Origin of the sequence: Arthrobacter sp. CDRTa11, from assembly GCF_026427775.1 — a bacterium.
Taxonomy (GTDB): Bacteria; Actinomycetota; Actinomycetes; order Actinomycetales; family Micrococcaceae; genus Arthrobacter.
This window is the reverse complement of sequence record NZ_CP044532.1, coordinates 2,927,095-2,953,334: the sequence shown is the minus strand read 5'-3', so window position 1 is coordinate 2,953,334 and position 26,240 is coordinate 2,927,095. Positions and strand designations below refer to the sequence as shown.

Below are 26,240 nucleotides of genomic sequence, written 5' to 3'. Positions count from 1 at the left end.
CCCGAGGGTGCACGGAGCCAAGTCTCCGCAGTTCAAAGGCGCATTGACCCCACTTGCCATTGTCATATGTGCGGCGCTCGCCAAGAATGAAGCAATGACGGTCTATCTGCGTTCATTGGAAACTGCTGTCCCGCCGACGATGCTGGTCCAGACAGAAGCCAGGGACGTTTTTGCGGCGCAGCCCGGGCTGTCCAGGCTTGGTTCCCGACTGGTAAGCACCTGCTTCGACTCTGCGGCGATCGACACGCGTTACACGGCTGTCGAGGAAATGACGATGGACTTCCGGGCAGACGATCCCCAGTTCTTTGACCCGGCCACCGGACTGCTGCTTAACCCCAGTACAAAGGTGCGGAATGAAATCTTTGCCCGCGAGGCCACCAAGCTTTTTATCGACGCTGCGCAGGCGGCCATGGACGCCTGCCCCGAACTGGATCCGTCCGGCATCACCCACCTCATCACCGTCTCCTGCACAGGCTTCTTCAACCCGGGTCCCGACTACAAGATAGTCCGGGCCCTCGGGCTGGATCCGGCCGTGCAGCGCTACCACCTTGGATTTATGGGCTGCTATGCAGCTTTCCCCGCCCTGCGGGCCGCCAAGTCCTTCTGCGAGGCGGATCCCGAAGCAGTTGTCCTGGTGGTCTGCGCGGAACTCTGTTCCCTGCATGTCCGTACGTCCAACGATCCGGACACCATCATGGGGTCGGCGCTGTTTGCGGACGGCGCGGCAGCCGCCGTCGTTACTGCCCGGGAGTTCCCGGAAGCACCCGCGCTCCTGCAGCTGGACCACTTTGAAACCGTACTGACGCCCGTCGGCGAGGAATCCATGGCGTGGAACATCGGGGACCACGGTTTTGAAATGGTGCTGGGAAACTACGTACCGCACATTATTGATGACCATATTGTCGGCGCGCTCCAACCACTGTTGGCTCATGACCCCACCGTGCTGGGACTCCCCTACAGCGGCATCCGCCACTGGGCCATCCACCCTGGCGGCCGGAGCATTTTGGACAAGGTCCAGTCGAGGCTGGAACTGACGGACCAGCAGCTTGTTCCTGCCCGTGAAACGCTGCGGAACTACGGAAACATGAGCAGTGCCACGGTCCTGTTTGTCCTGAGGTACATCCTGGAACAGCCGCCGGAAGATGGCGACGAACGTATCTGTTCCATGGCTTTCGGGCCTGGCCTTACTGTTGAAACGGGCCTCTTCACCAAGCTTCGGCAGGCGCCTCAAGTTCTGCTGCGGAGCCCGGCAGCCAGCGGGCTGGCCCAGGGGCAGGCAGCCGCGGAATCGCTGGCCTGAGAGGGCAAGGTGTTGCGGATGCGGCGGCGGGACTCCGACGCCGTGGAAATCATGGACCTGCCGGACTGCGACCCCCGGGGCCTGGACCGCACCTACCGGCAGTTCGCCATCATCAACCGGACGCTGTCGGGCTGGCGCAGGCTCTACTCCCGTGAACTGAGGCCACTCCTGTCGGAAGAGTCAGGCACCACTCTCCTGGACATCGGATCCGGCGGCGGAGATCTTGCCGTAACGCTGTCCAGGTGGGCGGAGCACGACAGGTTGAAGCTTCACATCACCGGAATCGACCCCGACGGGAGGGCGCATGCGTTCGCCGCCGCCAGGCCGAAGGTTCCGGACGTTGAATTCCGGCAGGCGCACAGTTCCGACCTGCTGACCGAAGGGCGCAGTTACGACGTAGTGATCTCCAACCACGTCCTGCACCACCTGCAGCCGCCTCAAGTGCAGCAGCTGCTGCTGGACTCCGAGGCGCTCGCACGCCGCACAGTGCTGCATAACGACCTGCGGCGGAGCGCGCTTGCCTACGCCCTGTTCTCTGTCGCAGCCCTTCCCTTCCGGGGCTCCTTCATCCGGGCTGATGGCCTGACCTCCATCAGGCGCAGTTACATTCCCGCGGAGCTGGCTGCCCTCGCTCCCCCGGGCTGGAATGTGGAGACGCACGCCCCGTTCCACCAGGTGCTGGTCCGCCGCAAGGGCAGCGTTGATGGCTGACGTGGTGATCGTGGGTGGCGGACCCGTGGGGCTTTATCTTGCCGTCCTGCTCCTGCAGGAGGGCGTGGCGGTGCAGGTCTTGGAGCAGCGGCTTCACCGGGACCTGCACTCGCGGGCCATCGGCATCCACCCGCCCGCGCTGCAGGCGCTGGAGCGGGCAGGCGTCGCTTCAAAGATGGTTAGCGAAGGCGTGCCCATCCGCCGCGGCTTTGCCATCAGCGGGGGGAAGGCGGTGGGTTCCATGTCCTTTACACCTGTGTCCGACCGGTTTCCGTTTGTCCTGGCCCTTCCGCAGTTCCGGACCGAAGCCCTCCTGGAGAGGAGGGTCCGTGAGCTTGATCCGGCGGCCCTGGTCAGGGGGATCCGGGCCACTGGAATAGGGGACGACGGCGGCCGGGTCACCATCAGTGCTGCGGCCGGCACCGCGCCGGTGCAGGTTTCAGCTGCCCTGGCGGTAGCCGCGGACGGCTCCAGGTCAGTCATGCGGAGCCTGCTCGGCATACCCGTCCGGACCCGAAGATACCCCGATCACTACGTCATGGGCGACTTTGCGGACGCCGGAGCTTTCGGCCAGGATGCCGTGCTTTTCCTTGCCGCCGGCGGGATCGTGGAATCCTTCCCGCTGCCCGGTGGCCTTCGCCGCTGGGTAGTCCGGGTCAGCGAGCCGGGTCCAGCCCCCAGCGCAGGGCACCTTACCTGGCTTGTCCAGCAGCGCACCGGCGTCGACCTGGACTCCGGTACCAACAGCATGCTCAGCAGTTTCAGCGTCCGGTCAACCATCGCCCGCAGGCTGGTGGCAGGACGGGTTGCGCTGATCGGCGATGCTGCCCACGAAATCAGCCCGATCGGCGGCCAGGGCATGAACCTGGGCTGGCTCGACGCTCAGGAACTGGCGCCCATCATCCTTGCCGCCCTGGAGGGGCAGCCGGTTGGACAGGCCCTCCGGACATTCGAACTCCACCGACGGAAGGCCGCCCGTACCGCTCGGCGGCAGTCCGAGGTGAACATGATGCTGGGCCGGCCGCTGCCGGCGCCCTGGGTGGACCTGCGGAACGGTGTTATCGGGGCCATTGCCTCCGTCCCGCCAGTCAACAGGCTTGTCGCCAGGCGATTCACCATGCAGTGATAAGACGCACTGCGGCAGTGGCGCCGGCGGGCTCAGGAACCGGGGAAGTAGCAGTCGTAACTGTCCTGGCTGACGATAAGTCCGTCCCGGACCTCAAACACCGATGAGGTCCTGGCCCGGATCGTCTCGCCCGAATCCCAATACCGGAGGTCCATCACGGACGTCGCTGACCAGTCCGCTTCGAGCACAACGCGGCCGCCCTCGCTGGTGGTGCGGCGAATGTCGAACTTCTGGTTGGCAACCACCTGTGAGCTCTGGTCGGCACCTTTGAGTACCTGCTCCAGGGTGCGGGTTGCGCCGTTAGGGGCCAGCAAATGCGGCGCCTCCACCAACACAAACTCGTCGGAGAGGAATCGGCGGATCTTCGCCCCGCCCCCTCCGGCCTCAAGGGTCCGGACAAAGTCGAGTACGACGTCCACGGGCAGGGTCTCCGGTGCGGTCAGTTCAGCCATGGCATTGAGACTAGCGGATGCCTGCCGCCACGCCTTTGTCCGCCGCTAGGCTTTCCCCATGAACCCAGCATCACCCCCGACGCCGTTCAGCCCGTCGTTTATCCAGGAAACAGTGCAGGAGATCCTCGCTGCCGAATCACTCCCGCCGATCGTCCAGGCCGGGCATCCAGTGCTGCGCCAGCACGCAGCGGCCTTTGACGGCCAGATCAGCCCGGCAGAACTGGACCAGCTGATCAGCCTGATGAGGCGCGTGATGCACGAAGCCCCGGGCGTGGGACTGGCAGCCCCGCAGCTGGGAATTCCCCTGCAGCTCGCGGTGCTGGAGGACCAGTTCGACGTCGATCCGGAGGCAGCCGCGCTCCGCCACCGGACACCGCTGGGCTTCCTCAGCGTCCTGAATCCACGCTACAGCCCGGTCGGTTCACAGACCGCAGCCTTTTTTGAAGGCTGCCTGTCCCTGAATGGTTTGCAGGCCGTGGTGGTTCGCCCGGAACTGGTACTGCTCAGGTTCGAAACGCCGGGTGGCGTCTCCACCGAACGGCAGTTTGAAGGCTGGCAGGCACGGATCGTCCAGCATGAGACCGATCACCTTCAGGGCATCCTCTACGTTGACCGCGCCGAGCTCAGGTCATTAAGCAGCAATGCCGAATATGCAGCCCGTTGGGCCGAGCCGGGCATTGGCAAGGCACGCGCTGCCCTGGGTTTCCTCCCGGAAGCGGCTGAGCCGCTCCCCTAAGGGGCCCTGGGTTTTTTCGGGGCCGGCTGCTGAGGCGCCCGCCCTAAGATGGTGCCTATGCCAATCTCCGCTCCCCTTCCGTTGCTGTGCCCCGTGTGCCGGGCAGCGCTCGACGCCACAGGCGACGGCGGGCCTGCCTTCCCCGCCGTCGCCTTGCGCTGCGGTGCCGGGCACAGTTTCGATGCGGCCAAACAGGGCTACTTCAATCTGCTGGTTGGAAAGGGCACCGTTTTTGAGTCCGACACCGCCGAGATGGTGGCCGCGCGCTTCAATTTCCTCGAAGGCGGCCACTACAGGCCCCTGGCTGAGGCAGTCGCGGCGGCCGCTGCCCCCCATCTGGCCGGAAGCGGCCGCGCCGTAGTCGATTCCGGAACGGGAACCGGCCACTACCTCAGGCAGTTGCTGGACACCGTAGCGCCGGCAACGACGGGTCTCCACGTCATTGCCCTGGACATTTCCAAATACGCGCTCCGGAGGGCGGCCCGGCTCAACCCGGAAGCAGTCAACCTTGCCTGCGATGTCTGGCAGCCGCTTCCCGTGGCGGATTCCGCCGTCGACGTTGTCACCGTCATTTTCGCACCGCGGAACGCAGCCGAATTCGCGCGGATTCTCAGGCCGGCCGGCAGGCTGGTGGTGGTCACCCCGCGGGCGGGGCATCTGGCGGCGGTGAGGGCGGAAACGGGAATGCTGGGGATCGAAGCAGATAAGGACGACAGGCTGGCCGAGGCGATGTCCGGGCATTTTGATGTCGAGTCTGCCCAGGACCTGGATATACCCATGACCCTGACACCAACCGAAGTTGCCGACCTGGCATTCATGGGGCCTGCGGGCCACCACCTGAACCGTGCAGGACTGATCCAACGGCTCTCCGGCCTTGCCCCGATGACCGCAGTGGAGGCCCGCTTCCGGATCACGGTCCTTGGCCTGGCAGGGCGCCCAGGGTAACAACTTGGCCACTATCCCCCACGCATTATCCGCCGCCTGCCGCCCGGCATGCCTTCGGACTAGGATGGAATAACAGTTACCGGAGGACCTGTGGCTGCGTCAGGCTGCAGGATGCCGACGAAGGGGGACGGAATGTTCGAATGGCTGAGCGAGAACTGGTGGGCGCTGTGGCTCACCGTATTTCTTGCCTTCGCAGTGATCGAGATGATCACCCTTGACCTGTTCTTCATCATGCTTGGCGGTGGCACCCTCGCCGCCCTTGTCGCCGATTTCGCGGGCGCGGACCTATGGCTGCAGATCGTCGTTTTCTGCGTCGTATCACTGCTGATGATTGCGTTTGTCCGGCCCGTGGCCCTCAAACACCTGAAAAAGGGACCCTCCGAGCAGCGCACCAACGTAGACCGGCTCATTGGCGAACAGGCCCTCGTGATGGAAGCGGTGAGCTCCACGGGTGGCCTCGTAAAGATCGGTGGCGACGTCTGGAGCGCGCGCTCGGCAACAGGCGTGCTGCCCGCGGGGCAACGGGTAGTGGTGTCCGCAATCGACGGCGCAACCGCCGTGGTCGCAGCCCAGCCGGAAACCGCCAACCCATCCTGATACAGCTTCACTAACTACTGGGGAAATAAAGGAGATGTATGGATAACGCAGGAGGAGCCGCCGTGGCCATTGTGCTGGTGGTCCTGATCGTGTTCGTGATTATCGTTCTGGTCCGCTCAGTGCGAATCATTCCACAGGCGAGGGCAGGCGTCGTCGAGCGGCTCGGCAAGTACCAGCGGACCCTTAACCCCGGCCTGACCATCCTGATCCCCTTCGTGGACCGGCTCCTGCCGCTCCTGGACCTGAGGGAACAGGTGGTTTCATTTCCTCCCCAGCCGGTCATCACCGAAGACAACCTGGTGGTGTCGATCGACACGGTGGTCTATTTCCAGGTCACCGATCCGCGTGCCGCCACGTACGAAATTGCCAACTACATCCAGGCCGTCGAGCAACTCACCACCACCACCCTCCGCAACGTCGTGGGCGGCCTGAACCTGGAAGAGGCCTTGACCTCCCGGGACCAGATCAACGGCCAACTGCGCGGAGTGCTCGATGAGGCAACCGGCCGGTGGGGCATCCGTGTTTCACGCGTGGAGCTCAAAGCCATCGATCCGCCGCACTCCATCCAGGACTCGATGGAAAAGCAGATGCGGGCCGAACGTGACCGTCGGGCAGCCATCCTCACTGCCGAAGGTACCAAGCAGTCCGCCATCCTTACGGCTGAGGGCCAGCGGCAAGCCTCCATCCTGGCAGCAGAGGGTGATGCGAAGGCAGCCATCCTGAGGGCGGATGGTGAAGCCCAGGCCATCCAGAAGGTCTTCGACGCCATCCACAAGGGCAACCCCGACCAGAAACTGCTTGCCTACCAGTACCTGCAGACGTTGCCCAAACTGGCTGAGGGATCATCCAACAAGCTGTGGATCATCCCCAGTGAAGTCGGCGAGGCCCTCAAGGGCATCGGAAATGCGCTGGGCGGCACCAATCCCGATCCGCGCTCAGGCGGCGGGTTGTTCGACGAGCCGGAGAAGCAGCCGCAGCCCTGATAACCGGGCCGGCGCCCAGGCTGTACGGGGTGCAGCAGACGGGGAGGTAACCTTCATTGGAGGTCACCTCCCTGTTCTGTACCCTCCTCACTTGCCGTGTTCTTTGCCGCTGCTCTTCGCCCCTGTTCACCCGCTCAGGAGTATGGTATTTTGCCCCACCGGCCGCGCACCCGTATAATAGGGTATTTGTCCGGTAGGTGCAGATCCGCTGGAACAAGAACGCTTCGCAATGCGTTGAATCTTATGATGCAGCACAGTGCACACAGTAGTCCGACGGCGCCTGGTCGCCGTCGGCTAGCGTGGAGCCTTGCTCCGCGAACCGACCAAAGGGAGAAAACATGAGCGATCGCAGCCTGCGGGGTATGCGCCTTGGTGCACAGAGCATGGAGACCGAGTCCGGCGTGGAGCCGGCCCCGCGTCAGCGTGTCGAATACAGGTGCGAGGACGGCGAGCAGGTCTTCGTTACGTTCTCCTCCGAAGCCGAGATTCCCCCCGTGTGGGTTTCCAAGACCGGCAAGGAAGCACTTCTGGTCGACGGTGAACGCCCGGACACCAGCAACGAAAAAGCTGTCCGCACCCACTGGGACATGCTGCTGGAACGCCGCTCGCTCCCCGAGCTGGAACAGATCCTTGAAGACCGGCTGACCATCCTGCGCGAACGGCGTGGCGAACGGCGCAGCGCCTAGCCGCAACGCTGTAACAGCGTCACCAACTGGCAAGGGCCGCCCCGCACCACTTACATGGTGCGGGGCGGCCCTTTCAGTTTCCGCGCCTGTTCGGCCGGTTCTGCTACCCCTGGTCCGCAGTGTCGCGTCCAGTCAGCTTGTTCCATCTGGCCTGCAGGCCCCACTTGGTGACGTTGATCATTGCTTCGACCACGATGTTTCCGCTCATCTTGGAAGCGCCCAGCTCGCGCTCCACAAAGGTGATGGGGCGTTCCTCGATCCGCAGCCCCATTTTGGCCACGCGCCATGCAAGGTCCACCTGGAAGCCGTAACCAACCGAATCAATCTGGTCCAGATTCAGCTTTTCCAAGGTTGTCCGCCGGAAGGCCCGGTATCCGCCGGTAACGTCCTTGATCTTGAGACCGAGCATGATGCGGGCGTACGTGCTGCCGGTCCGTGAAATGGCCTGGCGGTACAGCGGCCAGTTGACCACTTTTCCGCCGGAGACCCAACGGGAACCCATGGCCAGGTCTGCACCCTGTTCTACTGCCTCCAGCAGCTGGGGAAGCTGTTCGGGCTGGTGGGACCCGTCAGCATCCATCTCCACCAGGACGTCATATCCGGCGTCCAGGCCCCAGCGGAAACCCGCAATGTAAGCGGCGCCCAGGCCTTCCTTGCCTTTGCGGTGCAGGACGTGGACCTGGGGATCGTCGGCAGCGAAGCTGTCGGCAAGCTGGCCTGTGCCGTCCGGGCTGTTGTCGTCCACCACAAGCACATCCGACGCCGGCACAGCCGCGCGCAGGCGCTGGAGTGTCTTCGGCAGGGATTCCAGCTCGTTGTAGGTGGGAATGATGGTAAGGACGCGCACAGGGAGCCTTTCCTGGATGGGAGCGGTCGGAGCGACTGAGCCTCAGCGGTTATCGCAGGCGCAGGCGCAACTACCTATTATAGGGTGATTCCCCGGCCGCCCCGGTCAGGAACGGAGCCGGCCCCGCCCAGGGATCGGGGCCGGCGCCGTTCAGGATCGGAGTGCGGGACTGGCGTACAGCTCGCGGCCATCCCTCACAGTCTGCAGGCAGACGGGGTCCCGGCCGGTATCCAAGGCCGGCAACAAGGGAGTGCGTGCCCTCGGATCAGTGCTCCAGGACTGAACCCTTCCGTCGGCCACCTGGACCATCAGTTCCTCCACCTCCCACACGGCGAATGAGGCGGGCGCGCCCGGCACGAGTTGTCCGGCCATGGGGTTACGGTACTTGGCCGCCCGCCAGCCAGCCCGGGTATGGCCCAGGAACGCCGCCCTCGCCGAAATCCGTTCGTCCTGGTTGTGATGCTCCAGGCAGGCCCGGACACTGGACCAGGGCCGCAATGCTGTGACGGGGCTGTCGCTGCCAAAGCAAATGGGAACCCCCGCCGAATAGAAGGACGCGAAGGAATTCATGGTCCGGCTGCGGCTGCCCAGGCGCTGCTCGTAAAGGCCGCCTGCCGCACCCCAAGCCCCATCAAATCCGGGCTGGGCGCTGACCGTTACAGAGTAGTGCGCCAGCCGCGAGACGGCGTCGGAATCAGCCATTTCCACGTGCTCAAGCCGGTGGCCGGCAGCGCGGATGCGTTGTTCGCCAACCTCGGCCGCCGCAAGGTCAAACGCTGCCAGCGCCGCATCCAGCCCGGCGTCGCCAATGACGTGGAATCCACCCTGGATACCCAGTAGTGAACAGGCCGCGAGGTGGGCGGCCGCCTGGTCCGCGGAGAGGTACAGGCTGCCCCGCTCACCGTGCGCGTCAGCGTAGTCGGACCGGAGGGCTGCCGTCCGGGAGCCTATGGATCCGTCAATGTTCAAGTCGCCTGCGAGGCCCCGCACCGGGACGCGGAGTGAGTCCAGGACTCCCCGGGCATGTTCTTCCGAAGTGGCCAGTTCTCCCCAGTACGGGAGAACCTCCGGGACAGCCTGTTCGTCCCGGTCAGTGGTCCAGGAGGCGGCCATATGAAGATCCGCCGCCCCTCCGATGTGCGGCGCGGCCATCTCCGCCAAGGCAACATAGCCATTCTCCGCGGCTTCCCTCAATGCCTGCTCTTGATATGCCCGAAGCGACTCCGCGGGAAGTTGCCGCGTGGCCTGGCGTGCGGCCGTGTGGGCGGCCCTCTTGACCTGGCTGCCGGTTGAGAAACCATCCAGTCCGGCAAGCCCGGCGGATGCGGCCAGCGATGAAGACACGAGGGCAGAATGAACGTCCACCCTGGACAGGTAGACGTCCCTCCCGCCGGCGGCCCGCTGCAGCTCTTCAGGGGTGGGCAGGGCGGGGTCGGCCCACGTGGATTCGTCCCAGCCATGCCCCAGCACCGGCCCGTCTGCCTTTGACGATGCGACCGCCTGCAGGAGCTGCCCGGCGGAGCGGACGTCCCCGAGCTGGAGCGAGCCAAGGGCAATGCCCGTTTCTGTCAGGTGCATGTGTGAATCGACAAATCCTGGGGCGATCAGGGCTCCGCGCAGGTCGATGATCTCCATGGAGCTGTCCGCGATGGATGATGCAGCCTGCTCTGAGCCCACCCATGCAACGGTGTCGCCGTCCACCAGCATTGCTGTGGCGAAGGGGTCCGCGGCGGTGTACACGGAGCCGTTCCGGTAGAGGACAACCTTGCGTTCGGGACGGGATGGCTCCGGGGAAGGCGTGCTGGTCATGGCGTTGTAAAGCTCCTCAGTGATGCGGGCGGCGTGCATGTGCGCCAGGGCAGGTTGGAAAGGTCCTCAGAGGACTGAAGAGTAGGCCACCACTCCGCGCCGGATCAGGGAGATCGCTTCGGCGCACAGGCGTGCCAGGCGTGGTTCAAGACCGGGAATCTTGGCAATCTGGTCCAGGAGGTCAATAACCTGCTTGACCCACCGGACAAAGTCGCCGGCGGCCAGGTCTGTGCCGTTGAGCACCTCCTGAAGATGCCTCCCGCGGGCCCATTTGTACATTGGCCACACGAGTCCCAGTTCAGGTTCCCCCGTGAGTGGCAGCTTGTTCTGTTCTTCCACGTCCTCCAGGGCGGACCATTCGCGGATCACCAGGTCCACCGAGGATTCAAGGGAGATGCTGGGCATCCTGGGCCGAAGCCCCCTGTCCTCGCGTTTGGCCTGGTACACCAGGACGCTCGCCAGGGCGGCTACCTCCACGGCGTCCAGGTCATCGAACGCACCCAGCCGGAGGGACTGCGAAATGAGCAGGTCTTTTTCACCGTAAATCCGCCGCAGCCTTTGGCCATCCGGGCTGATGGTCAGCCTGCCGTCAGCGGCAGCTTCCAGGTAGCCATAGGCGGAGAGCACATCACAGACGCGGTCGAACGTCTTGGCGATGGTGTTGGTCCGGCCCTGGATCTGGCGGACCAGTGCATCAGTTTCGCGCCGCAGCTTCCACCAGCGTTCCGACCACCGTGCATGGTCTTCGCGTTCGCTGCAGCCATGGCAGGGATGGGCCCGGAGCGCCCGGCGCAGGTCTGCGATGCGCTTTTCCTGGTTGGGCAATGCAGTTGCCAGGCCAAAATCGTTGTTGCGGTTGCTACTGGGGGCCGGCGGCCTGTTTTCCCGAAGTGCGTTCCGGGCGGAGGACGCGAGGTCCCGGCGGGACTTGGGGACCTTGGCGTTGAAGGATTTTGGTATCCGGATGCGGGTCAGGGGTGCAATTGGCCCTTCAAGGTCATCCGTCCCGATTCTGCGCAGCTGGTTGTCCAGGGTGAGGACAGCCGGCCGCGGCTCGCGGCTGCTGTGATCGGAGCTGAGGACAATGGCCGGGCCCGGGGCGCGGCCGCCGGGCACGTCCACCACGTCTCCGGGAAGCAGGCGCGCGAGGGAGTCGTCGCTCAGGGATTTTCGGGCCCGTGACTTGGTGCGCGAGGTGACATTCTCGGCGTCGGACAGTTCCCGGCGCAAGCGCGCGTACTCGGTGAAGTCGCCAAGGTGGCACGTCATGGACTTCGCGTAGCCGGCCAGGGATTCTTCGCGGCTGCGGACCTGTTTGGCCAGGCCTACGACAGAACGGTCTGCCTGGAACTGCGCGAAGGATGACTCCAGGATCTCCCTGGCGCGGGCACGGCCGAACTGCGCCAGCAGGTTGATGCTCATGTTGTACGTGGGGCGGAAGCTGGAGTTCAGGGGGTAGGTCCGCCGGGAGGCCAGGCCCGCGACCGCTGCCGGATCGGTGCCCGGCTGCCACAGCACCACAGCGTGGCCCTCGACGTCGATGCCCCGGCGTCCGGCGCGCCCGGTGAGCTGTGTGTACTCCCCTGCGGTGATGTCCACGTGGGCTTCGCCGTTGAACTTGTCCAGCTTCTCCAGGACCACTGAACGTGCCGGCATGTTCACGCCCAGGGCGAGGGTTTCGGTGGCGAAAACCGCCTTCACCAGCCCTTCGGCAAACAGCTTCTCCACCACTTCCTTGAACGTGGGGAGCATCCCGGCATGATGGGCGGCGAAGCCCCGGAGCAGGCCGTCACGCCAGGTCCAGAAGCCCAGGACGTCGAGGTCGTCAGACGGGATGTCCTGCCCGGCTTCGTCAACACGCTGGGCGATAATGCGCTGCTCCCGCTCGCTGGTCAGCCACAAACCCGAGGAGACACACTGGGCCACGGCGGCATCGCAGCCCGCCCTGGAAAAGATGAAGGTGATGGCCGGGAGCAGGTCCTGTTTGTCGAGGCTGGCTATGACCTGGGGGCGGCTGGCCCGCCGCACACCCGTGGCGGCCTGGGGAGGCCCGTCGTCGCCCCGCTGCCTGTGCTGGCGGCGCTGGCTGCGTCCGCCATGTCCAAAGCGGCCATTGAAGTTCTGCCGGCTCTCTATTCTGGCCATGGCCAGCAGGTCGGGGTTGACTTCAAACCCCCGTGGCTGGGGTTGAGGCCGCGCCGGTTCATCCCGCAGTACTTCGACGCCAATTCCGTCGCCGGCCTCCGCCGGCGGCGCAATCTCATCAAACGTGGTTTCGCCGGCGAACAGGTCCACAATCTCCCTGCCGACCATAACGTGCTGCCAGAGGGGCACCGGGCGGTGTTCGGAAACAATGATGTCTGTATCGCCGCGAACTGTGTCCAGCCAGGCACCGAACTCCTCTGCGTTGGATACCGTGGCGCTCAGGGACGCTACCTGGACCTCGCTGGGAAGGTGGATGATGACTTCCTCCCACACCGCGCCGCGGAAGCGGTCCGCGAGGTAGTGCACTTCGTCCATCACCACAAAGCCCAGGTCATCCAACGTATCGGAATCGGCATAGAGCATGTTCCGAAGGACTTCGGTGGTCATCACCACAACGGGGGCGTCTCCGTTGATGCTGGTGTCACCGGTAAGGAGGCCCACGTTCGCGGGCCCGTATTTCTCGGCAAGCTCAGTGAACTTCTGGTTGCTTAGCGCCTTGATGGGGGTGGTGTAGAAGGCTTTGAGGTTCCGCTCCAGCGCGAGGTAAATGGCGAACTCGCCCACGATCGTCTTGCCCGCTCCGGTGGGGGCTGCCACCAGTACTCCCTTGCCGGCCTGGAGGGAAAGGCAGGCCAGTCGCTGAAAATCGTCAAGCTCAAAGTCCAGGGTACGGATGAAGCCGCCAAGGTACGTGGCTGCCTCGGCTGTACGCTCTGCGCTGGCCCGGTAGCTTTCTGCGGGCGACAGTGGTTCTGGATCGGTTGGCCCGGTAGAAAATGGCCCCGAAGAGAGCGGCCCGGAAATGGAGGACATACCCCAAGCCTAATGCGCTGAGGGCTACAGGTTCTTCAGCTCGGTACCCGGGGTTGCGATATCGGCATTCGCCTCAGTCTCGGCAGCCTGCTTGGCTGCCCGCCGGCTGCGCCGTTTGTCGTTCATCAAACAGATTCCGATGGCGGCAAAGAAGAGCACCAGCAACGGACCAGCCAGCATAAACATCGAGATTGCGTCGGCACCAGGGGCAGCGATGGCCGCCAGCACAAAGACCAGGAATACGGTGATGCGCCACGCCTTGAGGATGGTCTGGCCGGAGATGACGCCAGCCATATTGATTCCCACAAGGACCACCGGCACCAGGAAGGCGACGCCCAGGACCAGCACCATCCGGGTCACAAACTCGATGTAGGTGCGGGCATCTATGACACTGGAAGACCCGGTCGGAGTGAATTGCGTCAGTGCCCGGACCACCTGCGGGACCACCAGCCAGCCCGCGTAGATTCCCGCCAGGAACAATGGCACGGCTGCCGCCATGTAGCCCAGGGTGTAGCGCCGCTCTTTCGAGGTCAGGCCCGGGGTGATGAACGCCCACAACTGGTAGATCCAGATCGGGCTGGAAATAACCAGGCCGATCAGCAACGACATCTGCAATTTGAAGTCGAACGGTGAAGCAATCGTGCCAAAGTTAATGGCCGAGAGCCCACCCGTTTGCTGCGAAATGCGGTTCACCGGCTCGGCCAATGCCGCGAGCAACGGGTCATAGAGGAACCAGCCGCCCACGCCGCCGACGACAACGCCGATGGCCGACTTGATCAGCCGGTTCTTCAGCTCCCTGAGGTGGTCCCAAAGAGCCATCCGCCCTTCAGGGTTTGATTTACGGCCCCTCGTTAGTGCCACTGCAGGTTAAGCGCGGTTCGACGGCGGAGCGTCAGTACCGTCGGTCGGCTCACCGGGTTTGCCCTGCGGATGGTTGACGACCTTGCCCTCCACGGGCCCCGATGCATCGGGGGTCTCAGTCTTGCCGTCGTTCTTCATTTCCTTGACTTCGGATTTAATGATCCGCATCGACTGGCCAAGGCTGCGCGCCATGGCAGGAAGCTTGGGCGCGGCAAAGAGCAGCAACGCCACGACGATGATAATTACGATTGGCCACGGGCCATCAAAGAGTCTTCCCACGGGAGTTCCTTTCCTCTGGATACATCCTACGTCTAAGTGAAGTCGAGATCGCCCAGTAGCTGCGGCTGGCCCCGGTCGGTCCTGCGCCGAACCCGCCTTTGGCGGCGCTGTTCCCGGCGTGATGAGACGGATGTGTGGTAATCATGCCGCATCCGTACAGGTGAGGCAAAAACGGCTGAACCGGGCTGCTCCGCCGTGTCCGACGGGCTGTCCCCGGGCGGAGGAAGAGCCGGATTCAGCCGCCCCAGTTTCTCGCCGGCGGCACCGAGGTCTTTGACGGTTGCCATGAACTGTCGGAAAAGGCGGATGCCCAAAAACACATAGAAGAGGAGGGAGAGCGCAACAAGCGCTATCCAGAGCAGAATCCAGGACCACCAAGGCATGCTGAGAAGTCTAGCCGCCGTACCGGTCCAACGAGGCCTTGATCCAGTTGCGTGCGGAGTCCGCCAGCTCCACAGGCTCCAGGATGCGCACCGTACCCCCGTGCTGGGCCACAAACATGGGCAGCCAGGCCGTGTTGCCGAACCGGATCTCCGCCACCAGGCCGCCATCCTGAAGGACTGCCGTGCGTTCGGCGTAGTAGTCATCAGCCAGGCCGGCGCCCTGCCTGGTGAGCTGGACCGTCACGGTGACGTCGTCGTCGGTGGGAGTAAAGAGCTTGGCGGGGAAACCTTCGGCGGGCTCCATGTTGGTTGACGCCTGCTTGCCGTTTGGCCGCAACTCCTGGACCCGGTCCAGCCTGAAGTTCCGCAAGCCCTGCACCGAATGGCAGTACGCCTCGAAATACCACGTGTTGTCCAGCGAATAAAGGCGGAGCGGGTCAACGTCGCGTTCTGAAAACCGGTCGCGCTGCGGGGACAAATACACAAGGTGCAGCTGGGCCCGCTCAGCGATCGCCTGATGGATCAGTTCGAGAATGGCGGAGTCCGCCGGACCCACCTCGGGCCCTGCGAGGGAGCCGGCGCGAAGTCCCTCTTCACCGGCCGCTGCCATAAGCTTCAGGGTCACGGATTCCAGCGCTCCGCCTTCAGCGAGTTCCGGCAGGCCGTTGAGGGTCTCCAAACCAGTGAGGAGGGCACAGGCCTCCTCCACGGTGAAACGGACCGGCCTGGTGAGATCCAGATCCTGGGTGATGTACACGTGGTCGTCCTCCCACTGGATGTCCAGGAGGTCGTCCGGATACCCCTCCGGCAGGCCCGAACAGATGAGGATCCGCAAGTCATCTTCCAGTTCGCTGCGCGTGACTCCGAAGCGCTGCGCAACGTCCTGGATGTGCAGCCCCTGGTTGTGCACCAGGAATGGCACCAGCTGCAGCATCCGTTTGAGCTGGTCTTCAGACGTGCGCTTGCGGGCCGTCCGGGCTGCAGTGGCATCCGAAAACCTGAACTCCGGAACCGGAGCGGCGCAGAAGTCGGCGGCGGCACGCAGTCTCCGCCGCACGGCCGCCATGAGATCTTCCGGCGAGACTGCCAGGGCATCCGGGCCGTAGGAAGCCAGTTCCTCGGCAAGCACCTCCGCATCCCTGAACTGAAGCTCAAGCCTGTCGTAGCCGGCGTCGGGCACTCCTGTATCCCCGCCTTCCGCGGAACCGGCAGCGCGCTGGCGCAAGCCCACCAGCCGCCCCGCCTTGACGTCCACGACGGCGGTCCGAAGCGGGAGTTCCGGAAGCCTGGCCAGCACTTCACGGATGTTGAAGTTCTCCGGCGGAGAATAGCGCTCCTTGTCCCGGACTGTAACGGCACTGGTGATCCGGGAGAGGCGGAAATGCCGCACAGCCTGGCGGGTGCGGTCATAGCCGGCCAGGTACCACTGGCCGAACCGGCTTCCCAGGCCCCAGGGTTCCACCGTCCGGAGCTCTTCGTTGCCGGTACTGCCTGCCAGATAGCTGAAGGTGACCGGGTGCTGGGCGTGCATGGCGCCGACGAGCTCATCAAACGCCCTGCCGGCGGGTTTGATTCGTGGCTGAACACCGACGGGAAGTTCAACGTCAGACAGGCCGCCGGAAGCCTGCAGCTTCCGCAGCGCGTTCTGTGCGGCGGCGCCCAGGGCCGCCCGTTCCCAGAGCTGCGAAGCCAGCAGGAGTACTGTCCACTCCCCCGGGCTGAGCCGGACGTCCGGCAGCCTGTTGGACTCCTTGCCGATCCGGTAGCGCGTGGTGGCGGGATCGTCTTCACTCCAGCCCAGGTCTGTAACGGTCTCCACGTCGAAGCCGAACTGCCGCAGGTCGTTTTTGTCACGCTCGAACATCCTGCCAAAGGCCACGTCATTGCCGGACGTGTCGTGGTAGACCTTTTCGCGCAGCTCGCTGCGGCGGAGGCCGTATTTGGTGTTGAGGAGTGCAATCAGCAGATTCAGGAGGCGCTCTGTACGGGATGCGGACACGCAGGCTACGTTACTAAAGTCCATGCCGGAAAGCAGAAAGCGCGGCAACGACAGGACAACAGTCCTGATCGTTACCGCGCCTTCAGCGCCGGCGCCAGTGCTTTTTGCGGCTACGCCTTGGGCGGCTACGCCCTATACGGCTCTAATCAGCGGACGCCCACGAGGTCGACCACAAAGATCAGCGCTTCGTTGGGGCCGATGGCTCCGCCGGCCCCGCGTGATCCGTAAGCAAGCTCAGAGGGTATCTCCAGGCGGCGGCGTCCGCCCACTTTCATGCCGAGCAGGCCCTGGTCCCAGCCCTGGATGACCTGGCCGACGCCTACGCGGAAGTCCAGCGGTGCGCCGCGGCCCCAGGATGCGTCGAATTCTTCGCCGGTGGACCAGGCAACACCCACGTAGTGGGTGGAGACGGTGTCGCCGGCCTTGGCCTCGGTGCCGTCACCCTCGATGAGGTCGGTGATGACCAGCTCCGTGGGGACATCGCCTTCCGGGAAGTCAATTTCCGGCTTCTGGCGGTCGAAATTGCGCTGACCAAATGACATGGTTGCTCCTTCTAATTGGTGGGGCGTGGTGTGGTTGAGGTGTGTGGATATGCTGTCGAGCTACTTAACGCCGAGGATGTCGACAACGAAAACAAGGTCGCCCTTAGCTTCGCCCTGCCCGGCGTCACCGTAGGCCAGGTCCTTGGGGACGACCAGCAGGACGCGCGAGCCGACCGTCTTCCCGGCGAGCCCCTGCGTCCAGCCCTTGATGACACCCGTCAGCGGGAAGCTGGCGGGCTCTCCGCGGTCGAAGCTTGAATCAAACTTGGTGCCGCCCACGAGGTTCACACCCACGTAGTTGACGGTGAGGGTGTCTGTTGCCTTGACCTCGGCACCCTTGCCCTTGATGAGGTCCTGGGCCACGAGGGCAGTCGGCGCCGCAGCGCCATCCACGGAGATCTCCGGAACGCCCTTGTCATTTTCCTTGACGGTGGGAAGGCCGGCAGGCGGCGTAACGGGATCGCCCTCAGGCTTTTCGAGCGCCGGGGTAACGTCCGCAGCGGAGAGCACCTTGATCAGCAGCAGCTGCGTGGGCTGGGCCGGGGCACCGGCGGCGGCAGCCTGGCCGGGAATGGCAAGGGCAAGGCTTGAGCCGACCTTGGCACCAACAAATGCGTTGTAAATGAAGGCGCTTCCGGTCTTGAGGTCCTCGTTGAGTTCCAGGGGCTCGGGCTCACCGGCGAAGGTGTCCTCCAGGGTGGAGCCGTCGGTTCCGTTCAGGGCGAGAATCGAGATGTTCGCAACCTGGTTCGGTTTGACGGGATCCCCGCTGCCCTCGGCGACCACCTTGACGGTGGGTTCAGTCACTTCGAGTGGTTTGGTAAATTCGACGCCGGGAGCTTTTTTGTCCCCGTTGTCCGTCAGTTTCAGGGAGTCGAACTTCGCAGTATCGCCAGTGGACTGACTGGTGGGTTCCGGTGCTGCGGGCGAGCCGCCACAGGCGGTAAGCAACAGCAGACCGGGGATAAGAATTGCAAGTAGTCGGCGCACGTAAGAGAACTTTCGTCGGGGCAAGGTGGATGCGGCGCCGGAACTCGTACACTCGGCACCGCTGCAGGGCCAAAGAACGGCCCTATCCAGAATAGCCCCTCAAGCTGTGTGTCAGCCCATAGAGTCCAGCAGGGCATCCACACGGTCGTCAACGCTGCGGAACGGATCCTTGCACAGGATGGTCTGGTGTGCGCGGTCATTGAGCTTCAGATGCACCCAGTCCACCGTGTAGTCCCTGCCCAGTTCCTGGGCGCGGCGGACGAAGTCCCCCCGCAACTTAGCCCTGGTGGTCTGGGGCGGCGCGTCCACTGCATCCTTGACTATGGTGTCATCCACCACGCGACGCACTGCGCCCCTGGACTGGAGCAGATAGTAGAGGCCGCGGCTGCGCGAAATGTCGTGGTAAGTGAGGTCAAGCTGCGCAATCCGCGGTGCGTCCAGGCCCAGGCCATGCCGTTCCCGGTAGTTGTCCATCAGCTTCTTTTTGATGGCCCAGTCGATTTCGGTTTCGATGGAGCTGGTATCGCCGCTTTCAATGGCCCTCAGGGTCCTGCCCCACAGGTCAAGGATGAGCGGGACATGCGGGTTGTGCGCGCCGTTCTCCTGGACAAAAGCGGTGACCTTTGTTAGGTACTCCTGCTGGATCTCCAGCGCTGTCAGCTGGCGGCCGTTCGCCAGCCGGACCAGGGCACGGCCACTGAGGTCGTGGGAAATTTCCCGGATGCTGCGGATGGGGTTTTCCATCCTCATGTCGCGCATGATCACACCCGCCTCAATCATCCGCAGGATCAGGTCCACCGTGCCCACCTTCAGCAGGGCCGTCGTTTCGGACATGTTCGAATCGCCCACAATGACATGGAGCCGCCTGAAGAACTCGGCGTCGGCGTGTGGCTCGTCCCTGGTGTTGATGATGGGGCGGGACCTGGTGGTGGCGGACGAGACGCCCTCCCAGATGTGATCGGCCCGCTGCGAAAACGCGTAGGTTGCCCCGTGCGGTGTTTTGAGGATTTTGCCCGCCCCGGCGATGAGCTGCCGGGTGACAAGGAAGGGAATGAGGATTTCGGCCAGCCTGGAGAACTCGCCCCGCCGCGGGATCAGGTAATTTTCATGGCTGCCGTAGGAGTTCCCGGCTGAATCAGTGTTGTTCTTGAACAGGTACACGGTGCCGTTGAAGCCCTCAGCCGCCAGCCTCGATTGAGCCTCGTCCACGAGGTCATCAAGGATGAGTTCACCGGCCCGGTCGTGGGCAATGAGCTGGGCCAGGTCATCACATTCAGCGGTGGCGTACTCGGGGTGCGATCCGACATCGAGGTAGAGGCGGGAACCGTTGGTCAGGAACACATTGGATGACCGCCCCCAGCTGACCACCTTGCGGAAAAGGTAGCGGGCCACTTCCTCGGGCGCCAACGGCCGGGAATCCGGGCTCGAGTACGAAATGCCAAACTCGGTTTCAATACCGAAGATCCTCTTGTCCATCTCAGTCCTCCTCAGCAAGCAACGCCGTGAGATCGGCGTCGTTCAGTCGCCGAAACGCGCGCCGCGAGCCACGGGAGCTCTCGGACATGCGGTCCAGCACAGCCACTTCCACCGCCTTGGCCGGCAGTTCCCCTGCTTCCGTGTCCGTGACCAGGCCTTCCATCGCGAGACGGATTGCATGGGGGAACCGCAATGACGAGCGCCAGCCTGCCGCGATGGCGGATGACACCTTCTCAGCCTGGCCGCCCATCACTATGAAGCCGTCCTCATCTGCGATGGAGCCGTCGAAAGTCAGCCGGTAGAGGTGGTCGCGTTCCTGCGTGGGGCCCACCTCGGCCACGGCCAACTCCACTTCGAAGGGCTTCTGTTCCGCCGTGAACACGGCCCCGAGGCTTTGCGCATAGACACTGGCGAGTCCGCGGGCCGTGACATCTTCGCGGTCATACGAGTATCCGCGGACATCGGCATACCTCACGCCCGCCTGGCGCAGGCTTTCGAATTCGTTGTACTTGCCGACAGCGGCAAACGCGATTTTGTCGTAGATCTCGCCGATTTTATGCAGGGATGGTGACGGGTTTTCCGCAACAAGCGCGATGCCGTCCTCACAGCTGACCACCACCACAGACCTGCCGCGTGCGATGCCTTTCCGTGCGAAGTCCGCACGGTCCTTCATCAGCTGCTCGGGCGAAACATAAAACTGCTGCGTCATCTTAGGCCTCCCGCCGTGCGCTGGTACGGGCTTCGATGATGTTTCCTGCCACCGTGGCCAGTTCGGACTCGGGCACCCGCCGGGCACCGGACCTGTTCACCGTATAGACAATCGGCCACAGCTGACGGACGGGATCAGGGCCGCCGGTGGCGGAATCGTCGTCGGCAGCGTCATAAAGCGATTCCACGGCCACCGAAACTGCCTCGGCTTCCGTGAGGTTGGGCCGCCATAGCTTTTTAAGGGCGCCGCGGGCGAAAACCGAACCGGACCCCACCGTGTGGTGTTCGCGTTCCTCGTACCGGCCGCCGGTGACGTCGTAGGAGAAGAGGCGGCCCACGCCGGCCGTGGTGTCAAAGCCTGCAAAGAGCGGAACCACGGCCAGTCCCTGCATGGCCATGGGAAGGTTGCTACGGATCATGGCCCCCAGCCTGTTGGCCTTGCCATCCAGGCTGAGCAGCGTGCCCTCGATCTTTTCGTAGTGTTCCAGCTCCACCTGGAAGAGGCGGGTGAGGTCTATTGCGATGCCTGCTGTTCCCGCTATGCCCAGGACCGAGTACTGATCTGCCGGAAATACCTTTTCAATGTGCCGGCTGGCAATCACGTTGCCCATGGTGGCACGCCTGTCACCGGCCATCAACACGCCGCCACCGTAGCTCATCGCCACGATGGTGGTGGCGTGCGGCACCTGCAGGGGTGTGCTCAGATTTGCTCCGGCCGGGAGGTCACGGCCGTAGGGAAGCAGCTCCGGGCGGTCCCGCTGCAGATGCTCGGTAAATGACGACGTCGCACTGGCGGCTACCTGATTGGCGGTTGATTCCTGCACTCATGCACTCCTTGAACGTGGTACTTCAGCGTCTGTACAGTTTCCGGCCGTCCGCGGCTTCCGCCAGCATCCGGAACCCGGGTTACTGACCGCCCTTTTGGACGAACGCGCGGACAAACTCTTCAGCGTTGGATTCAAGGACGCCGTCGATTTCGTCGAGGAGGTCATCCACGCCCTGGGTGGACGCCGATGCCTGGGCTTCAGGGGGCGCGGGAGGGGCCTCCGGCACGTCTTCCTCGACCTGGCTGTCGCGCGATTGTGGCTGCTGCTGCTCCTGGCCTGCCATTGTTATCACTCCCTCTGTGAGTCATCGGATCCGGGACGGATCTTCCGATATGCCCAATATTGCCACGCCATTGACCGGCTTGGGCGGTTTACGCCGGAGGCGGAGCAGTCTTGTGTCCCAGCAGCTCTGCCAGGAAAGGACCGGCCGTCCGATGGCGGGCAAAGAGCCCTCCGGTGAGTGCTTTGGTGCCGCGCAGCGGTTCCCTGGTGGGCACCCGTTGGAGCCGGCCGTACCCCGGAACGTCAAAGATCACCGAGTCCCAGCTGGCCCCCACCACATCCTTGCCGAAGCTGCTGATGCAACGGCCACGGAAAAAGGCCCGGGTGTCCGACGGCGGTTCGGTGACCGCAGTGGCGATGTCGGCGTCGTCGATGATCCGTTGCATCCGGTTCCGCGCGAGGAACCTGTAATACAGGCCCTTTTCCGGGCGGATATCCGCCCATTGCAGATCCACCAGGCCAAGCCGGGCGTCGTCCCAGGCCAGTCCGTCACGGTCCCGGTAACCCTCCAGGAGGGAAAGCTTTGCCAGCCACTCCACCGACGAGGCGGCAGCCGCCCTGTCCGAGTCCAGTTGCGTGAGCGTGGACGCCCAGCGCTCCAGGACCTCGTGGGTGTGCCCGTCCCCGTCGACGGCGTCGCCCACTCCAGTGTCCTGGGCGAGCTTTGCGGCGGCCTCGTGATACATCCACTGAAGGTCCAGGGCTGTTACCCGGCGCCCGTCCAGCAGCCTGAGTTTGGCGGTCAGCGACGTGTCGTGGCTGACGGCCTGCAGCCCGGCGACGGGCTCGTGCACTTCCACTTTCGGCGCAAGGCCGGCTTCGATGAGGCTGAGAACCAGGGCTGTGGCGCCGAACTTCAGGTAGTTGGACACCTGGCTCAGGTTGGCGTCCCCAATGATCACATGCAGCCGACGGTATTTGTCTGCCGTGGCATGCGGTTCATCACGGGTATTGATGATGGGCCGCCGGATGGTGGTCTCAAGGCCCACTTCCGCTTCAAAGAAATCCGCCCGCTGGCTGATCTGGTAACCCGGTGTGGAGCTGTCCTGTCCCAGGCCCACCCGGCCGGAACCACACATGATTTGCCGGGTGACGAAGAAGGGTGTCAGGCCCCGCACGATGTCGCCAAACGGGACAGAACGCGGCATGAGGTAGTTCTCATGGGACCCGTACGAGACGGACTTGTTGTCCGTGTTGTTTTTGTAGAGGTTGACGGCGGGGAGTTCCGGATCCGCCGCGAGCCGCCGGACTGCGGCCAGGGCTACGAGGTCCCCTGCCGCGTCCCACTTCACGGCGTCACGGGGACTGGTGACCTCAGGGCTGGAATACTCCGGGTGGGCATGGTCCACGTACAGGCGCGCGCCGTTCCCCAGGACCATGTTCATCAGCAGCGTGCCTGACTCGTCCTGCCCGTCGAGTTCCAGTTCCTCGCGTCCGTAGGCAAGGGCCACGGCTTCGGCGTCAAGAACCGGCGGTTGGTCAGTCAGCTGGCTGGGGTGGGCAGATTCCCGCTCAAGCGTCCAGCCGCGGGCGTCGTGCAGGGGCTCCTCGTCGGTGTAGTCCCACCGCGTCTCTGCTCCTCCGGCGGCGCGCTGGCGTGTCACCTGCGCATACGCCTGCACTACCCGGGCGGACATCATGGTGGCATTGGCGCCGGGGGCCGAGGGGGCATGGATCCCGTACTCGGTCTCGGCCCCCATAACGCGCATGGCCCCGCCGACGGGGAGCGATCCCCCGACGACGGGTTCCGGTGCAGCCGTCACAGGTACTGCCCTGTGTTCGGCATCGTCTCAATAGACTTGCCTGGCTCCTGGCCTGCCTTGCCCTGCACAATGGTGCGGATGTAGGTGATCCGCTCGCCCTTCTTGCCGGAGATGCGTGCCCAGTCATCCGGATTGGTGGTGTTGGGCATATCCTCGTGTTCGCGGAATTCATCCACCACGGCGCGCAGCAGGTGCTCGATCCGCAGGCCCTTCTGGTGCAGCGTCAGCAAATCCTTGATGGCGTACTTCTTGGCCCGGTCAACCACATTCTGCACCACGGCGCCGGAGTTGAAGTCCTTGAAGTAGAGCATCTCTGTGTCGCCGTTGGCGTAGGTGACCTCGAGGTACTCGTTGGACTTGTCCGTGGAGTACATGGCTTCCACCGTGCGCTGGATCATGGCATCCACCGTTGCCTGGACGTCACCGTCATGCTCTGCCAGATCGGACTCGTGGAACGGCAGATCAGTGGTGATGTACTTGTTGAAGATGTCGGCTGCGGCCTCGGCGTCGGGACGGTGGATCTTGACTTTGACGTCCAGGCGCCCCGGACGCAGGATGGCCGGATCAATCATGTCCTCGCGGTTGGAGGCGCCGATCACAATCACGTTGTCCAGCCGCTCCACGCCGTCGATCTCACTGAGCAGCTGGGGAACGATGGTGGTTTCGACGTCTGAGGAGATCCCTGTTCCGCGGGTGCGGAAAAGGGAGTCCATCTCATCGAAGAACACCACTACGGGGCTGCCGTCGGAGGCCTTTTCGCGGGCCCGGGAGAAGATCAGGCGGATGTGCCGTTCGGTCTCCCCCACGTACTTGTCCAGCAGTTCCGGACCCTTGATGTTCAGGAAGTAGCTCTTCAGGTCTACGTTGCCTGAACGTTCTGCCGCCCGGGCGGCCAACGAGTTGGCTACTGCCTTGGCGATGAGGGTCTTGCCGCAGCCCGGCGGGCCATAAAGCAGGATCCCCTTGGGTGCCTTCAGGCCGTGCTCACGGTAGAGGTCAGGGTGCAGGAACGGCAGCTCGACGGCGTCGCGGATCTGCTCGATCTGTGGCCCCAGTCCACCGATGTCCTCGTAGGTGATGTCCGGGACTTCCTCGAGCACGAGGTTTTCCACCTCAGACCGGGGCACCTTCTCCAGGGCATATCCTGTGCGGGAGTCGATGGACAGTGCATCGCCCACCCTGAGCTTTTCGGACAGCAGCGCCCCGGACAGCCGGATCACCCGCTCTTCGTCCGCGCGCCCCACCACCAGGGCGCGGTCGGCGCCGAGCATTTCCTTGAGTGTCGCAAGCTCTCCGGCACGCTCGTACCCGAGTCCGGCCACGATCAGCAGTGCCTCGTTGAGCAGGACCTCCTGGCCCACTGCCAACTGGTTGATGTTGACCAGTGGACTGATCCCCACCCGCATCTTGCGGCCGGCATTGAAGATGTCGGCGGATTCCTCAGTTGCGGCTTGCCCGCTGCTGCCGGCCGACGGCTGCCGCTTCGGATTCAACTGGAGAATGGTGCCAAAGCTGTACGGCGGCTGCCCTTCCTGGTCCAAGGCGTTCTTCAGCCGAAGAATCTCCGCTTTCGCAGTTTCCAGCATGCTGACCAGCTTGGCGTTGTTTTGTGTCGCGGCTGCCAATTGGCGGTCGATGTGCCTGAGTTTGTCCCGGAGGATGTTAACCTGCCGGTCGGCAACGGACAGATCGTTGGCGGCAGACTGCTCCGCCGGTGTGCGTCCGGAGTCCTGGTTCGGCGTCTCCATCATGCATCAGCCCCTTCCTGCGCTTCTCTTAAGACCTTAGCCCCAAGTTGGCAGGTACAGCTGAAGACTCCCGAAATATGGACTAGTTCGTGATCTCCGGTTCGTCTTTAACGTTGGTGCCGGCGATGGCGTCCCTCGCTGCACGGCGAAGTTTCTTGTCTGATACCAGCCGTTCGCCCACCGCCCCGGGCGTCCAGGCATTGACGTCCTCTTCATTGAAATCCGTTTTGGACGGCCGGCGCTTGACCGAAATCCCGGTGACACCGTCAGCCAGCCGGCGTGTCACCAGCAGGAAACCGGTGTGGGCCACCATGCGGTGGTCCGGGCGGACCGCCAGGCCTTCCAGGTGCCAGCCGCGCACCATGGATTCCCATGCATCGGGCTCGGTGAAACGGCCGTCGGCGCGGATGGCCTCGGCCGTCCGGGAAAGCTGCGTGACGGTAGCTACGTAATTGATCCAAACGCCGCCCGGCGCAAGCACCGTGGCAACGGCGTCGAGGCACTCCCACGGCGCCAGCATGTCAAGGACCACACGGTCAACAGACCCGGGGGCTTCGCTGCGGACCACTTCCTCCTGGAAATCGCCGAGTGAGACCTTCCAGGCGGGGTGGGGGCCACCAAAGATGGTCTCCACGTTGCCCCGGGCAATGTCCGCGAATTCCGCCCGGCGTTCAAAGGAGTGAAGGTAGCCGTTGTCGCCCACAGCGCGGAGCAGTGAGATGGACAGCGCGCCTGAACCGACTCCGGCCTCCACCACCCTGGCGCCGGGAAAGATGTCCGCCATGGTGACAATCTGCCCTGCATCCTTCGGGTAAACCACGGCGGCGCCCCGGGGCATGGACAGCACAAAATCGGAGAGCAGCGGGCGCAGCGTCTGGTACTGCTGGCCGACGTTGTTCACCACCACCGAACCGTCCACCTTGCCGATGATCTCGTCGTGGTTCAGGAAACCGCGGTGGGTGTGGAACGCGCCGCCGGTTTCCAGCGTGATGGTGTTCATCCGGCCGCGCTCGTCAGTCAGCTGGACCCGCTCCCCTTCGCGGAAGGGACCCCGGCGCCGTGCAGCGCCTGTTGGCTGCAAGCCGCTGCCAACAACACCGTCTTGGGTTGCTGCTGTGGCTTCGTTGGCGGCAGTTTCGCTGCTCATGATTCTTCCTCGCTCCTGTAAGACT

The 26,240-nt window shown here is 63.9% G+C and carries 25 protein-coding genes; 8 read left to right on the top strand and 17 right to left on the bottom strand.

Translation table 11 applies throughout. The features are described 5' to 3' along the window. Positions 1-94 precede the first annotated feature (94 nt). From F8G81_RS13240 to F8G81_RS13230, 3 genes are read left to right on the top strand one after another with little or no spacing between them, the layout of a single operon-like run. The gene (locus F8G81_RS13240; RefSeq protein ID WP_267275190.1) at positions 95-1,300 is read left to right on the top strand and encodes a type III polyketide synthase; all 1,206 of its coding nucleotides are present in this window, start codon (positions 95-97) and stop codon (positions 1,298-1,300) included. A gap of 18 nt (positions 1,301-1,318) precedes the next feature. Then, entirely contained in the window at positions 1,319-2,011 is a 693-nt protein-coding gene (locus F8G81_RS13235) for a class I SAM-dependent methyltransferase (protein ID WP_267275189.1), read from the top strand. Further along, positions 2,004-3,137 carry an FAD-dependent oxidoreductase gene (locus F8G81_RS13230; RefSeq protein WP_267275188.1) on the top strand — a complete coding sequence of 378 codons (1,134 nt, stop codon included), beginning with the start codon at positions 2,004-2,006 and terminating at the stop codon, positions 3,135-3,137. Before F8G81_RS13235 ends, F8G81_RS13230 begins: the two co-directional genes overlap by 8 nt. 32 nt (positions 3,138-3,169) lie before the next feature. Here F8G81_RS13230 and F8G81_RS13225 read toward each other — a convergent pair whose 3' ends face one another. Next, positions 3,170-3,589 carry a nuclear transport factor 2 family protein gene (locus F8G81_RS13225; protein WP_267275187.1) on the bottom strand — a complete coding sequence of 140 codons (420 nt, stop codon included), beginning with the start codon at positions 3,587-3,589 and terminating at the stop codon, positions 3,170-3,172. A gap of 58 nt (positions 3,590-3,647) precedes the next feature. On the opposite strand from F8G81_RS13225, the gene F8G81_RS13220 reads away from it, so the two are divergent. From F8G81_RS13220 to F8G81_RS13200, 5 genes are all read left to right on the top strand, one after another. Then, a complete protein-coding gene (locus tag F8G81_RS13220) occupies positions 3,648-4,325 on the top strand; it encodes a peptide deformylase (protein WP_267275186.1) in 678 nt (225 codons plus the stop codon). 57 nt (positions 4,326-4,382) lie between these two features. After that, entirely contained in the window at positions 4,383-5,270 is an 888-nt protein-coding gene (locus tag F8G81_RS13215) for a methyltransferase domain-containing protein (protein ID WP_267275185.1), read from the top strand. Between the two features lie 132 nt (positions 5,271-5,402). Beyond that, complete coding sequence (locus tag F8G81_RS13210; protein WP_267275184.1) at positions 5,403-5,867, top strand: NfeD family protein; 465 nt, start codon at positions 5,403-5,405, stop codon at positions 5,865-5,867. Positions 5,868-5,905: 38 nt separating this feature from the next. Beyond that, positions 5,906-6,850 (top strand): SPFH domain-containing protein, encoded by a 945-nt coding sequence (locus F8G81_RS13205; RefSeq protein WP_267275183.1) that lies wholly within the window; start codon positions 5,906-5,908, stop codon positions 6,848-6,850. A 338-nt stretch (positions 6,851-7,188) separates the two neighbouring features. Continuing rightward, positions 7,189-7,536, top strand: coding sequence for an RNA polymerase-binding protein RbpA (locus F8G81_RS13200; RefSeq protein ID WP_003802221.1), 348 nt, complete (start codon positions 7,189-7,191; stop codon positions 7,534-7,536). A gap of 103 nt (positions 7,537-7,639) precedes the next feature. On the opposite strand, the gene F8G81_RS13195 is transcribed toward F8G81_RS13200, so the two are convergent. The 16 genes from F8G81_RS13195 to F8G81_RS13120 all read right to left on the bottom strand — a co-directional run bounded on the left by F8G81_RS13195 (position 7,640) and on the right by F8G81_RS13120 (position 26,215). Then, complete coding sequence (locus tag F8G81_RS13195) at positions 7,640-8,383, bottom strand: polyprenol monophosphomannose synthase (protein ID WP_267275182.1); 744 nt, start codon at positions 8,381-8,383, stop codon at positions 7,640-7,642. A gap of 150 nt (positions 8,384-8,533) precedes the next feature. Beyond that, entirely contained in the window at positions 8,534-10,192 is a 1,659-nt protein-coding gene (locus F8G81_RS13190) for an amidohydrolase (protein ID WP_267275181.1), read from the bottom strand. Between the two features lie 66 nt (positions 10,193-10,258). Beyond that, positions 10,259-13,210, bottom strand: coding sequence for a DEAD/DEAH box helicase (locus F8G81_RS13185; RefSeq protein ID WP_267275180.1), 2,952 nt, complete (start codon positions 13,208-13,210; stop codon positions 10,259-10,261). Positions 13,211-13,234: 24 nt separating this feature from the next. Continuing rightward, positions 13,235-14,029: a twin-arginine translocase subunit TatC gene (tatC, locus tag F8G81_RS13180; protein ID WP_267275179.1), complete on the bottom strand. Its 795-nt coding sequence runs from the start codon at positions 14,027-14,029 to the stop codon at positions 13,235-13,237. A gap of 48 nt (positions 14,030-14,077) precedes the next feature. Continuing rightward, positions 14,078-14,350, bottom strand: a complete 273-nt coding sequence (gene tatA, locus F8G81_RS13175) for a Sec-independent protein translocase subunit TatA (protein WP_267275178.1) — start codon at positions 14,348-14,350, stop codon at positions 14,078-14,080. 32 nt (positions 14,351-14,382) lie between these two features. Next, on the bottom strand, positions 14,383-14,733 hold the full coding sequence (locus F8G81_RS13170) for a hypothetical protein (protein ID WP_267275177.1): 351 nt from the start codon (positions 14,731-14,733) through the stop codon (positions 14,383-14,385). Positions 14,734-14,743: 10 nt separating this feature from the next. Next, a complete protein-coding gene (locus F8G81_RS13165) occupies positions 14,744-16,732 on the bottom strand; it encodes a helix-turn-helix transcriptional regulator (protein ID WP_267275176.1) in 1,989 nt (662 codons plus the stop codon). 146 nt (positions 16,733-16,878) lie between these two features. Continuing rightward, complete coding sequence (locus tag F8G81_RS13160; protein WP_267275175.1) at positions 16,879-17,274, bottom strand: FKBP-type peptidyl-prolyl cis-trans isomerase; 396 nt, start codon at positions 17,272-17,274, stop codon at positions 16,879-16,881. A 60-nt stretch (positions 17,275-17,334) separates the two neighbouring features. Continuing rightward, complete coding sequence (locus F8G81_RS13155) at positions 17,335-18,264, bottom strand: FKBP-type peptidyl-prolyl cis-trans isomerase (protein ID WP_267275174.1); 930 nt, start codon at positions 18,262-18,264, stop codon at positions 17,335-17,337. A gap of 111 nt (positions 18,265-18,375) precedes the next feature. After that, complete coding sequence (gene pafA / locus F8G81_RS13150; protein ID WP_267275173.1) at positions 18,376-19,740, bottom strand: Pup--protein ligase; 1,365 nt, start codon at positions 19,738-19,740, stop codon at positions 18,376-18,378. Position 19,741: 1 nt separating this feature from the next. After that, the gene (prcA, locus tag F8G81_RS13145; protein ID WP_267275172.1) at positions 19,742-20,449 is read right to left on the bottom strand and encodes a proteasome subunit alpha; all 708 of its coding nucleotides are present in this window, start codon (positions 20,447-20,449) and stop codon (positions 19,742-19,744) included. Between the two features lies 1 nt (position 20,450). After that, a complete protein-coding gene (prcB, locus tag F8G81_RS13140; RefSeq protein WP_267275171.1) occupies positions 20,451-21,272 on the bottom strand; it encodes a proteasome subunit beta in 822 nt (273 codons plus the stop codon). An 82-nt stretch (positions 21,273-21,354) separates the two neighbouring features. Further along, complete coding sequence (locus F8G81_RS13135; protein ID WP_214959339.1) at positions 21,355-21,558, bottom strand: ubiquitin-like protein Pup; 204 nt, start codon at positions 21,556-21,558, stop codon at positions 21,355-21,357. An 88-nt stretch (positions 21,559-21,646) separates the two neighbouring features. Further along, the gene (gene dop / locus F8G81_RS13130) at positions 21,647-23,320 is read right to left on the bottom strand and encodes a depupylase/deamidase Dop (RefSeq protein ID WP_416377052.1); all 1,674 of its coding nucleotides are present in this window, start codon (positions 23,318-23,320) and stop codon (positions 21,647-21,649) included. Next, on the bottom strand, positions 23,317-25,068 hold the full coding sequence (arc, locus tag F8G81_RS13125; RefSeq protein WP_267279212.1) for a proteasome ATPase: 1,752 nt from the start codon (positions 25,066-25,068) through the stop codon (positions 23,317-23,319). The genes dop and arc overlap by 4 nt, the downstream gene beginning before the upstream one ends. Before the next feature lie 82 nt (positions 25,069-25,150). Then, positions 25,151-26,215, bottom strand: coding sequence for a tRNA (adenine-N1)-methyltransferase (locus F8G81_RS13120; protein WP_267275170.1), 1,065 nt, complete (start codon positions 26,213-26,215; stop codon positions 25,151-25,153). Positions 26,216-26,240: the final 25 nt, after the last annotated feature.